General features: G+C 63.9%; 8 protein-coding genes. 4 read left to right on the forward strand and 4 right to left on the reverse strand.

The window, feature by feature from the left end; genetic code table 11:
* The first annotated feature begins 30 nt into the window (after positions 1 to 30).
* The 4 genes from DyAD56_RS00640 to DyAD56_RS00655 all read left to right on the forward strand — a co-directional run bounded on the left by DyAD56_RS00640 (position 31) and on the right by DyAD56_RS00655 (position 5985).
* A complete protein-coding gene (locus tag DyAD56_RS00640) occupies positions 31 to 561 on the forward strand; it encodes a (2Fe-2S)-binding protein (RefSeq protein ID WP_102300808.1) in 531 nt (176 codons plus the stop codon).
* Positions 558 to 2822: a molybdopterin cofactor-binding domain-containing protein gene (locus tag DyAD56_RS00645; protein ID WP_102300809.1), complete on the forward strand. Its 2265-nt coding sequence runs from the start codon at positions 558 to 560 to the stop codon at positions 2820 to 2822. The genes DyAD56_RS00640 and DyAD56_RS00645 overlap by 4 nt, the downstream gene beginning before the upstream one ends.
* Before the next feature lie 228 nt (positions 2823 to 3050).
* A complete protein-coding gene (locus DyAD56_RS00650) occupies positions 3051 to 5303 on the forward strand; it encodes a patatin-like phospholipase family protein (RefSeq protein WP_102300810.1) in 2253 nt (750 codons plus the stop codon).
* 100 nt (positions 5304 to 5403) lie between these two features.
* Positions 5404 to 5985, forward strand: a complete 582-nt coding sequence (locus DyAD56_RS00655) for a hypothetical protein (protein ID WP_102300811.1) — start codon at positions 5404 to 5406, stop codon at positions 5983 to 5985.
* A gap of 28 nt (positions 5986 to 6013) precedes the next feature.
* Here the strand turns inward: DyAD56_RS00655 and DyAD56_RS00660 are convergent, their stop codons facing one another.
* The 4 genes from DyAD56_RS00660 to DyAD56_RS24465 form a co-directional block, all read right to left on the reverse strand.
* Positions 6014 to 8566, reverse strand: a complete 2553-nt coding sequence (locus tag DyAD56_RS00660) for a hypothetical protein (RefSeq protein ID WP_102300812.1) — start codon at positions 8564 to 8566, stop codon at positions 6014 to 6016.
* Positions 8567 to 8751: 185 nt separating this feature from the next.
* Positions 8752 to 9189 carry a hypothetical protein gene (locus DyAD56_RS00665; RefSeq protein ID WP_102300813.1) on the reverse strand — a complete coding sequence of 146 codons (438 nt, stop codon included), beginning with the start codon at positions 9187 to 9189 and terminating at the stop codon, positions 8752 to 8754.
* 120 nt (positions 9190 to 9309) lie between these two features.
* Positions 9310 to 11112, reverse strand: coding sequence for a hypothetical protein (locus tag DyAD56_RS00670; RefSeq protein WP_233202233.1), 1803 nt, complete (start codon positions 11110 to 11112; stop codon positions 9310 to 9312).
* A 158-nt stretch (positions 11113 to 11270) separates the two neighbouring features.
* Entirely contained in the window at positions 11271 to 12194 is a 924-nt protein-coding gene (locus DyAD56_RS24465) for a hypothetical protein (protein WP_304529228.1), read from the reverse strand.
* Between the last annotated feature and the right edge of the window lie 102 nt (positions 12195 to 12296).

Here is a 12296-nt window from a genome sequence, read left to right on the forward strand (position 1 = left end):
ATGAGTGGATTCCGAAGGAGCTCCGAACCGATGGCGAACGCGCAAGACCAGATGCCGACACCCGGAACAAGCAACACCGTCGTGCCCGAGAAGGTGCGCGAGGGAGTCGACCTGGAGATCAACGGCAGGAGCTATCGCCACACCGGCGACGACCAGATGCCCTTGCTGTGGTATCTGCGCGATGTGCTGCGCCTCACCGGCACCAAGTACAGCGGCGAGCATGGCGAAGGTGGCTATGACCTCGTGCTGGTCGACGGCAAGCTCGCGTCAGCCACCAGCCTGCCGGTCGTCAAGTTGGCCGGCAAAAAGGTGACCACCGTCGAAGGCCTCGCCGCCGCCGACGGCAAGCTCCATCCGCTGCAGCAGGCCTTCGTCGACGAAGACGCCATCGGCTGCGGCTATTGCACACCAGGCTGGTTGATGGCCTCGCTCGATCTGCTCACTCGCCATCCGCAACCGAGCGACAACGACATCGACCAGTTGCCCAATCTTTGCCGCTGCGGCTGCCAGACCCGTGTGCGTCTCGCCATCAAGCGCGCCGCCAAGGGAGCCCAGGCATGAGCGACGCCAACGAATCCAAGATGCCGCTTTCGCGCCGCCATTTCCTCAAGGTGCTCGCCGGTACGGCCGGTGCGCTGATCGTCGGCATTCCGTTCGCAGAGGCCACCGACGCACCTGTTCCGCCATCGATGCTGGGCGATACGCTCTATGGCCTCGGCGCGTACGTCCGTATCGACGCGGACGGCAATGTGGTCATCGGTATTCGTGATCCGGACACCGGCACCGGCACCTCCACCTCGCTCGCGCGCATCATCGCCGACGAGCTGGATGCCGACTGGACGCGCGTCAGCGTGGTGCCGCTCGGCCTTGGTGTGGACGACGACAACGGCAAGCCGCGTTGGGTGTATGGCCACCAGACCAGCGGTCTGGGCGACTCCATCCCGGCCGCATGGGCCGACCTGCGCGGCGCTGGTGCGCTCGCACGCTGGCTGCTGATGCAGGCCGCCGCGCGTCGTCTCGGTGTGCCGGCCGATCGCCTGCGTTGCGAGGAAGGCAGCGTCGTCGCGCCGGACGGCCGCCGTTTTGGCTACGGCACCCTGGTCGATGCCGCGGCGAAGATCCAGCCGCCCGATTCACCCGTGCAGCCGAAGACGCCCGACCACTACACCCTGATTGGTCAGCCTGCCGGCGACATCAACGCACGCGCCATCGTCACCGGTCAGACCGCCTATGCGCTCGACACCTATGTGGCGGAAGCACTGGTGGCTGTACTGTCGCATTGCCCATGGCCCGATGGCAGCGTGGACAGCCTGGACACCACCGACACGCTCGCCGTGAAGGGCGTGGTCAAGGTGGTGCAGATCAAGCCCGAAGCGGGCGTTCCACTCGGCCAGACCGTGCGTTCGCCCGCCGTGGCCGTGCTCGCTGAAAATACCTGGGCCGCCTTGCAGGGCCGCGCCAAGCTGAAGTTGCACTGGAAGCCCGGCGCACAAAGCGAAAACAGCGCCTGGTTCGAGCAACAGGCTGCCGACGTGGTCAACGACAAGGACGCCCAACCGGCCGCACGTGTGCGCAACGACGGCGATGTCGATAGTGCTGCGAAGAAAGCGGCGCGGCGCATCGAAGCGACCTACGTGCAGCCATGGCTCGCCCATGCCACGCCTGAACCCATGAACTGCGTGGTGAAGATCGACAAGGACCGTGCTGTCCTCGTCGTGCCCACGCAGGCGCCACAGCAGGCATGGGCGGTCGTCCAGCGCCTTACGGGCCTGTCGCCCGCGCAGATCGACATCCGCGTTCCGCGTGTCGGCGGTGGCTATGGCCGCCGCCTGGACCACGACTACGTCGCCGAAGCCGTCATGCTCGCCAAGGCGGTGGAGAAGCCGGTCAAGCTGATGTGGACGCGTGACGAAGACCTGACGCAGGACTACTACCGCTCCGCCACTGTGCACAAGTTCAGCGCGGCGTTGGATGGCAAGCGCCAGATTCTCACTTGGAATCAGCGCATGGCCAGCGCCTCGGCACTGGCGCAGCGTGGCGTGCCCGACAATCGCCTGTGGACGTCTGAAGTGGACGCCCATCAGTTGCCGGCGGGGCTCGTGCCCAACCTGCGCAGCGACTGGTATTCCCTGCCTTCGGCCATGTTGCGCGGCCCCTCGCGTGGCACGTCGCACGTAAGCAACGCCTTCGCCGTCGAGAGCTTTGTCGACGAGATCGCCCACTCGCTCAAGGAAGACCCGCTGGTCACCCGGCTGCGCCTGATCGGTGAGCCGCGCATGATCCCGTTGGGTGATGGGCGCACGCTCGACACCGGTCGCCTGATCAACGTGCTTAAGTTGGTGGCCGATCGCATCGAGTGGAAGAACTGGCTGCGCACGGTGAACGGTCTTGGCATCGCCTGCTGGCACATTGACGGTGCCTACGTGGCGCATGCGGTGGAGGCATCGCTGCAAGGCGACAAGCTCAACATCGAACGCGTGGTGTGCGCGGTCGATGTCGGCCGCGTGGTTAACCCGACCGGTCTCGAAGGCCAGGTCGCTGGCGCCACGCTCGACGCATTGTCCACAGCGCTCAACCTGTCGGTGAGTTACAAGGACAGCCAGGTCCAGCAGCACAATTGGAAAGACTATCCGCTGGCGAGCATGGCACAGCTGCCCGACACCACCGACGTGATCCTCGTGCCCGGCGACCGCGCCCCGACCGGTGCAAGCTTCCTGGGCATGCCGACCGCGGCACCGGCCCTCGCCAACGCCGTGTTCCGCGTAAGTGCGGTGCGCGTGCGGCGACTGCCGCTGCTGAAAGAAATGCTGCGCATGCTGTAACAGACGGGGCCGACTCGGCCCCGTTTCTCTTTGGGCACCCATGCCTGGAGTGCCCTGTCGTTCCTCACATGCAGACAGCTTTGTGACGAAATCGTATAGACGTTTCATGCGGCGTCACGTCTGTGCGCTTGAGTAATTTCACCGACGCACAGATCCGCTTTCTGACTTAGGATGCCCTGACTTCGGCGCTACCCCACGGTAACGCCGTTCTCTTGACTGGGGGTGGTGATGCGTTGCGCGTTCGCGTTGGTCGTGCTGCTGTCTCTGTGCATCGCCGTGCCCGCCTTTGGGCAATCTGCGCCAGCCGCCTCCACTCCTCGTTGCATCGGCCTCGTTCTCGGCGGCGGTGGCGCACGCGGCGCGGCGCACATCGGCGTACTCGAAGTCCTCGAACGCGAGCACATACCCGTTTGTCGCATCTCCGGCACAAGCATGGGATCCATCGTCGGCGGCATGTACGCGGCGGGTTACACACCGGAGGAACTGGACCACATCGTTACCACGCTGGACTGGAGCGACCTGTTTTCGGACAACCCTGCGCGCCTGGAATTGCCCATGCGGCGCAAGGATGCCGACTATCGCTATCTGCTTAACTTCGAAGTCGGCTACAAGAATGGCCGCATCATCACGCCCGCCGGCGTGGTGCAGGGACAAAAGCTGCTATTGCTGCTGCGCCGCCTGCTGATTTCCACCTGGAACGTCCACGATTTCGACCAGCTGTCGATCCCGTTCCGGGCCGTAGCCACAGACATTGTGGCCGGGAAGCCCGTCGTGTTCGGCTCAGGCGACCTTGCGCTCTCGATTCGCTCGAGCATGTCGGTGCCCGGTGCCTTTGCGCCCACCAGCATTGATGACCAGTTACTGGTCGACGGCGGCCTGATGGACAACGTGCCCATCGACGTCGCCCGCAACATGGGCGCGCAGCAACTCATCGTCGTCAACGTCGGCTCCCCCCTCGCGACGAAGGCGGAGCTGAGCAATCCAGTGGCTGTGCTCAACCAAATGGTCAGTGCACTCATGGAAGAGAAGACCCAGCGACAGCTGGATACGCTGAGCCCTGACGACATCCTGATCACCCCGGCGCTGGGCAACATGAGTGCGGCGGAATTCAACCGTGGCGCGGAAGCCATCGCTATTGGCAACGCCGCTGCGGAGGCCGCACTGCCGCGCCTGAAGGCGTTGTCGGTCAGCCCGGCGCAATGGTCGGCATTCATCGCGCAACATCGTGTCCGCAACTTCGATCCTGGCCTGGTGGCTTTCCTCAAGGTGGATAGCACCCACACCGACACCGCTCAGTATGTCGGCGAACGTTTGGCGAAAGACGTGGATAAACCTTTCGATCCGACCAAACTGGAAGCGCAGATCGGCAGCATCTATGGACAAGGCAATTACCAACAGATCGACTATCGCCTTCAGGACGACAACGGCAATCGTGGCCTGCTGATCATTCCTCGCGATAAGCCCTGGGGGCCTGTCTATGGAAAGCTGGGTTTCGAGTTGGATGATGATTTTGCCGGGCGCAGCGAGTACCTCATTTCCGGCGAAGTAAACGCCACCAATATCAACAAACTTGGCGCCGAATGGCGCAGCACACTATGGATGGGCCGCATCGGTGGCTTGGCCTCCGAGTTCTACCAGCCGTTCGGCCAGGGCGCATCGACGTATGTGATGCCCTACGGCCTGGTGCGCAACGAAGATTTCCCCGTCTTCACGCCGGATGGTTCCAAGCAACTGGCCGAATACCGCGTCAAACGCAACTACCTGGGTTTCGAAACGGGCTGGTCGCCACTGCCGTACTGGCGTGTACTCGCCTCGTACACGCGAGGCACTGACAAGGGCGATCTGCGCATCGGCAATCCGGAAGCTTTCTTCAGCGAACAACAGCAGTACAGCCTCGCCAAGGTCGGCATGGACTGGGATAGCCTGGACGACGCGCAGTTCCCGTCAAAGGGTGCCCGCGTCAACTTCTCCTACAACATGTACCGTCCTTGGCTGGGCGGCAACCAGACGGGCGACGTGGCGCAACTGAAGGCCGACTGGGTACCGGATTTCGGACTGGCCGAGACCCGCTACCACCTGTTGCTTGGCATGTGGGCAAGCAGCGCGCTGGACCATGACAAGCAGATGGACCAGTTCTTCGAAGCGCAGAGCTTCCTGGGTGGGTTCCTGAACCTGTCGGGCTATCCGGAGAGATCTCTGCACGGTGATCAATCCTTCCTTGGCCGCGCTGTGCTGTACCGGCGCACAGGGCAGATGGATGCGATCTTCTCAACCCCCGTCTATATCGGCGCCAGCCTGGAGGCCGGTAATACCTGGCAGAGCAAGAGTCAGGTGCGGTTTGATTCGCTGATCTACGCCGGCAGCATGTTCCTGGGTATCCAGACCCCACTCGGTCCCTTGTTCCTGGGCTACGGCTACGCCCAGGGCGGCCACAGTTCGGTCTATCTGACGTTCGGCTCGCTGCTGCGGCCATCACCTTGAGGTGATTTCGCGGCTATCGCGAAGTCTCCACGATCGTCGCCGCACAATCCCTGTTGCCGCCCACCCGTCGGGGTGGGCCTTTCACCAGGGAGCCATCGCCATGAAAGCGTTGCGTCTGTTCGCCATCGCCACCGGTCTTGTGCTGTGTGCCTGTTCCAGCGTCAGCATTACTAATCAGTGGCGCGACCCGGCATGGCCGGGACCGCCGGCTACCAACGTGGTGGTTGTGGGCATCTCTCGCAGTGACACGATGCGCCACGTCTTCGAAGACACCTTCTCGCAGCAATTGCAGGCGGCTGGCATACAGGCCGCGCCGAGCTACACGCAGATCCCCGCTGGCACCACCGGCGCCATCGGGCTGCGTGATTTGGTCAAATCCAGCGGCGCGCAGGTTGTGCTCGTGACACGTGTGCAGCGCGTGGAGCAGAAGGTGAGCGTGACGCCCAGCGGTCCAATGTATGGCGGCTTCTATGGCTGGTATGGCGGCGCGTGGGCTTCGGTGCCCGATGTGCAGCAGTACGACGTGGTGACGCTGGAAACCAGCGTATGGGATCCACGTTCCGAGAAGCTCATCTGGACCGTGACCACGCAGGGCATTGGAACCAAGAACATCCCAAAGGCCACGACTGAATTGGCGCAGACGCTGATTCCGAAACTCAAGACTGACGGCATCCTGCGCTAAGCACAGGATGCCGCCGAGGGGTTCCGGCTTAGCGCCGGAACCCTCCTCCATGGAAACCGCCGCCGAAGTGACCTCCGCCGAAGGATGGGCGGAACCCACCCATCTGGCCGTGGAAACGATTGTCGTAGTTGCCTCGGTCGAACTGCTGATGCTGTGAGCGATCGAACGATTGACCATCCCCGCCCCGATCGCGCGCCATCCGGTCCTGCTCGGTATTGACGCTATCCGGCGTGGCGACGTGATCGAAGTTGCCGCCTTGGCCTGCCTTCTGCCAGCCCTGGCCCGGATCGTATCGGTAGACGTTGCCGTCGTGTCCCGCGTAGACATGATCGTCCGTATTGACCACGCCCCCGTGATTCACCTGCCCCGTCTCGCGGTTGTAGTTCGCATAACCCGCGCCATGTGCATCACCGCCGGCGCCCTGGGTGTTGAACGCACCCGCCGCACCCGCACCCTCATTGGTGCGACCCGCCACACCACCGGCCTGCGTGACACGACCAGTGTTCGTATTCACGGCCGTGTGCTGTCCGCCCGCTACGGCATTGCCCGTGTATGGATTCACCGCAGCGCCGCCCTGCCCGGCCACCACACGGCCGGTCTGCGGGTTGTAGCGAACGCCACCCGCCTGCCCTGTTGTGATACCCGTGTAAGCGTTGGTGTTGCGCCCCGCATAACCGTAACCATGACCGCCCGTTGCCGTGTTGTAGTAGCCGCCGCGCCCGGCTTCGCCATAGTTGCCCGTCCACGGGTTGGACCATGCCGCGCCGCGCCCCGCAACCACGCTGTTACCCCAGCGGCCGTACACGTTCGCCGCTGAGATGGCGCCGCCCCAGTAGCCGGGATAGAAACCGCCGTCCCAATTGCCCCACGGTCCCCACCACGGACCATACCAAGCCGATGCCCACGCCGCGCCCCAGGCATAACCGAATGCCCAGCCAGCCCACGGCGTCCAACCGAAGGACACGTCGAATCCGTAGGTGGCCGGACAGCCGTACCACACGTCGCCCACCCAGGAGTTGCATCCGTAACCCGTGCCGTAGACGACCACGCCGTCGCTGCTCACCGTGCCGTAGTAGCCCGGTGAGTAGCCCACGTAGACCTGATCGTCAGCGTGGCCGTAGACGTAAACATAAGTGACGTAGTGCAGGGGCGAGTTTGGCGGAATGGAATAAATCACCGATGGCACATCCAACGCCACCGACCACGGCCCGTTCGCCGTTGCCGCGGTGAACCACACGCCGTTCTGCACAGCGTAATACGCATCCGGGCTGACGCGTATCACAGGCACCGGCGTATTCCATGCGTACGACAGCGAGGTGCCGTCGATCGGCTTGAATTGCGGCGGGCCGTCATACGACAGATGCAACTGCGTGGAGCGTGTGTTCACCGTCGCCGTCTGGGGAATGCTGTTGGCGATCAGCGACTCGCGCGCCTCGGGCGTTCCCGGCACGGATGCGAGCACCGCACTCTTGGGACTGTCGGTCGGAATCTTGGCGAAATCCGCAGGCAGCTCCTTGCCTGCCACGTAACGCCAGGGGCCATTAGTCGAATTGGCGGTGAACCAGCGACCCGAGATCAGCACGTACCAGGTGGAGTCCTGGGTCTGGTCGACAAAGACGTCCTCCGAGGTATTCGTGACATACGCGAGCTGCGTGCCCGGGATGGCCTCGAACTGCGGATCACCGTCCACCATGATCAGCTCGGACGGCTGCGTGCGCACCACGATGTCCGGCAACTGGCCCGAAGCAAGCGCCTGCTTGAGCGCATCGGACGGGTTGTCCAGCGTATCGACCTGCTTGGCCTTCTCGGCGGCTTCGGCGGCCTGTAGCACCGACGAAGGAGGTGCCTTCATCGGCGTCCACGGGCCATCCAGCGCCGCTGACCTCATCCAATGGCTGGCGAACAAAAAGTAGTAATGGCCATTGTCCTGCAACAGCAGGGAGCGGGTGTTGACGATGCGGGTCACGCCGCCCTTACCGGTGGGACGCGTTACCGGCGTGCCGTCGATGAGCACCAGCAAGGCGGGCTTGAAGGAAAAGATGATCTGCGGTGGATCGTTGCTCACGGCGACGTTCTTCACCTCGCCTTGCGCACGACTGATCGCCAGCGATGCCTCCATGGTGTCCAGGTCGGCCACCTGATTGCCTCGACGGGAGATGTTCTGAAGCAACGATTGATAGCGCGCCTGCTGGTCCGTCGCGGTGGGGAACGACACCTTGTCGATGGTGACGTTCGACAGCGTCACCTGACGCAGCGTCTTGTCGACTACGGTGCGCGCAGTGAACCATGCCACGCCGTAGTCCAGCACATCATGCGACTTGCCGTCCGCATCCACCTGCGTACCGGTTTTCACCGAAACGGCGAGACGCCCCTTGAGCTGGTTGCCATTCCAACTTTCGAGCTGCGGATGATGGAGCACAAGATGCGTTCCATCGATGTCGAAACTGTGCGGCCATGCACGGGAGTCGCCCGTGGCCTGCGACGAGGAGGATGTGGCGGGGGTGTTCTGCTGGGCTTGGCCGGGGTCGTTCATGACCAGACCAAGCACGAGCACCAGACAGGACCAGCGTACTGCTTGCATAAATACCTCGAAGGGGGAGTGCTTTTGTCATCGCTGCGCGGCGCCATGTGAGCATGCGGTGCGATACGGAGGCTCGATAGCGAAAATCTTCGAGCAACGCTTAGGTAGATCTACCTAACGCCACTCATATCCACGTGCCACGCGAAAGGCAGGCATGTCACCGCGCATGTCTGCTGCTGGTGTGCCTATTCGTCCCTGCTGATGGTCAGCTCACCCACGGTGATGCCCATTTCCAAGCCGTGCCCGACGCCGGCAATGGCCAGCGACACCACTCCCTTGGTGAGCACCTGCGCATCACCACTTTTGAAGACCGAATGCGCATTGACGTCGGCATAGGTTCCGGGCACTTCGTTGATCGAATGCAGGGCGGTGAATTCGCCATTGCCGTCATCGACCCGCGAGCTGCCCACCGAAAGTCCGCCGCCACGGGCCTCCAGCTTCACTTTCATCGACTGCCCGTTGTTGCACGTAACCATGCCCTTGCCACTCACGTGCTTGTAGATCAACGACCAACTGCTCAGGTCGAAACGGAGCTTGCAGCTCAGTTCATCGCTGGCATGCGCGACGGTGCTCGCAGACGTCAGACTGGCTAGCAGCAGAAGGGCGATCAGATGGTTCTTCACTATGTGGGCTCTCGAACAAATAAGCCCAAAGCCTGATCATTGACGACAGGGGCCGCCAGCGAACTTCTACCGCGGCGACTGCCGACGAACTACGTAAGACAACAGCGCATGTCGATGGCGTCAGTGAAACTGGTCGCTCGCCGGAACCCACGTCGTACTGCTGCGCGCAGGCCCGGTGGGAATCGTGATGGTATCCGCCGGACAACCCGGTGGTAGCGGACCGCCTGCAACACGTGCTGCCGCACACTGAGCCGCATTGTCTAGTTTCACTGTCGCCATCGTAGGTGCGGCACTGACAGACGCAGGCGGAACCAGCGGATTGGTCGGCGCGAGTTTCATCTTGTCGTAGACGACATCGTCCACCGGCTGCGGCGGTGCATCCCCGTTGCCGCAACCAAACAGCGCCATGGGGAACAACGGCATTACCACGCACTCCACGCGCACGCCGCGTGGCAGGTGGAAGGTGTGCCGCATCGTGGTCTTCTCGACAGCATGACGAAGCGCCGTGTCGATGGAGCTCTCGCCTTCGGGCGTCCAGTCCTTTTCGAATCGGGTCGATTGGTAGCCGATATTGGGCGTGCCGTGCGACATGACCTCGGTATTGCCGTGCGGCTCGAGCTGCACGTAGGTACCCACCGCGCCCTCTTGCTCGCCCTGCCCCTTGCCACCTTGTCCGTTGCCATTCCCATTGCCCGGCGGCAGCGAAAGATTGAGGCCTTTGCCGCCCGCAACGCCGGGCGACTGGCTCACACCGCTGGGCTGCCCTGGCGTGCCGCTACGGCTGCCTTGCGGCGTTGCGTTCGGCGCGCTGCTTTCACCGCTTCCACTGGACGTTGGGCTGGACTCGTTACTTGCCGTGTTCGTCTGCGCGCTGGACGCGCTCTGGGACGATGCCTGCGCGCTCGATGCGGACGCTTCGCTCTGTGTTGGCGTCGACTCCGCCGGCGTCTCCGACAACTGCGGTCGCTCGATGGACGGCTTGTTGTCCAAGGCAACAGCCTTGGGCGCAACGACATCCAGATGTGGGGCTTGTGGATGCTCGACGGTCGGCTGAGGATTGGGCGGCAACGGCACCGCTTCCAACTGAGGCTCTTCCGCCACGCGGATGGCAGGCGACTCAATGGTCGGTTGCTCTTTCGGCACCACCGGTGCAATCGGGGTCGGCTGCGGCTGCAGATTCACGGTCGGTGCGGCCTGTGCTGGCAGGGGCACGGCCTGCAGTTCGGGCTCAGCGGGCGAAGCGGGGGCTTCCGGGCGTGGCACCGGCGCGATGCTCGGACGCGCTTCCGTCGGCACGGCCTTTTCCATCGCGATAGTCGGCGGTGTCACGACGGGGGCCGACTGCGCAGGCACCTCCGGAATGGCCAGCGACGCCGGCGGCGGCATAGGTTGGTTGCCCTCTGCCTGGGGCTTGCGCACCGGCTCGGGCTGGAACGTCGGCGGCACCGGCTTTTCGATGGCGGGCGTTTCCATCGCCACCTGCGGCGGTTCCGGCGCAACGGGCACGGGTTGCAACTGTTCGGCCGGCGCAGGCTTGGGCACGGTCACCGGCGGCAGCGGCGCGGCGGTGATCTCCGGCTTCGGCGCCGTCGCCTTGGGCATATCGGTCACCACCGGCGTCTGCATCGCAGGCACGGGTACGGGCGACAGGTCGTTGCTGGTGCGCGTGGAGGAGCGGCTCTGGCGTGCGGTGTGCGGCACATTGCTCGCATTGCCCTTGTGCACCGGCCCTACCTGCTTCGGCGGCGTACCGCGCACGGGCGGTGGCGGAGGCGGTTCCTCCTTGGGCTTTTCGATGAGGCGCACGACCAGCGGCGGCGACTCGTCGTTGACCTCTTCCATCTCGTAGGCCGAACCAAGGACGGCACCAAACAGGAACACGAGGTGCACCAGCAGCGCGCTGGCCAGCGCCAGAATGCGCAACCACCGATCGCGTGGACGCTCAGCACGACGCCGACGATAGACGGCCGCACTCTCCGCCGCCGACCTGGGCGATGGTAATGACACGGTCAGTCGGCCTGCGGATTCCCTCTCCATGGCGGAAGTGTAACGGGCGACACCGCCATTCTGAGAAGTCCGGCTCAGTGACTCTCTTGATTTGCCGGATGCGCCGCGCGCTCCTGCATTTCCGCATCGACCGAACGCGTCGGCGTATCGACAGGACAGCCATAGGGCAAAGGCTTTTCGGCGCGATAGATGGCGATGCACTCCTCCACGCTCGGCACCTTGGGCGCAGGAGAACCCGGTGCCAGCTGATTGGCGGGCGCCATGCTCATACGTATATCGCCGTCATTGGGCGGCGGTGGTGCCGGTGGATCGCCACCACAGCCACCGGAAAGCGCGGCGAAGGAGATCGAGCAGTGGATGCGCACACCGGGCGCGACGTGGAAGGTGTGCTTCACGGTGGTGTCGTCCTTGGCCCGCTTGAGCGCATCCTGGACGACGTTGCCGCTGGTCTTCTCCCAATCCTTGTCGAACCGCGTGGCCTTGTACGGCACCGATGTGGAGTGCTGCATGATCGCCGAATCACCCTGCGGCATCTTCTGCACGTAGCCCGCTTCCGGAACGGATGGTGCGGTGCTCGCCGTGGCAGGCAATGCGGCCTGCCCGTTCGGGTTGTAAAGAGTGGGCTGCGGCGCGGGCGGGCTGGACGTCGCAGGCGCGGGTGGTTCGGGCGGCAGGCTCACCGTCATGGCGTTCTTCGCCGGCGGCTCATGTATCACCGGCCGGTTGACCGGGCGCGGTGGCGGTGCAGGCTCCGGCGGTGGCGGCGGCACCAACTCCGCCGGCGCAGGCGGGCCGGAAGGGGTTACCGCACGCGGTATCAGACGCACCTGCAGTGCGCCCGCGCGCTCATAGCGGGCGATTTCAGACGCCGTCCTCACCTGCATTTCATGCCAGGTAAACCATCCGAACAACACGTGCAACGCCAGCACGATGCCCAAAGCCAGCCAGCGACGCCCACGGTTAGGTGGGGCTTTTCGCCAGCGCAACTGATGCAGCAACGCGCGCGTGGGTCCATCGAGTGGCGCCAGCCCACGCGACGTGGTGTCCGGTGGCGTCCAGCGATGGTGTTCGACCTGCTCGGTGTGCTCGATGGGGATTCC

This window comes from Dyella sp. AD56, assembly GCF_002878475.1.
Taxonomy (GTDB): Bacteria; Pseudomonadota; Gammaproteobacteria; order Xanthomonadales; family Rhodanobacteraceae; genus Dyella.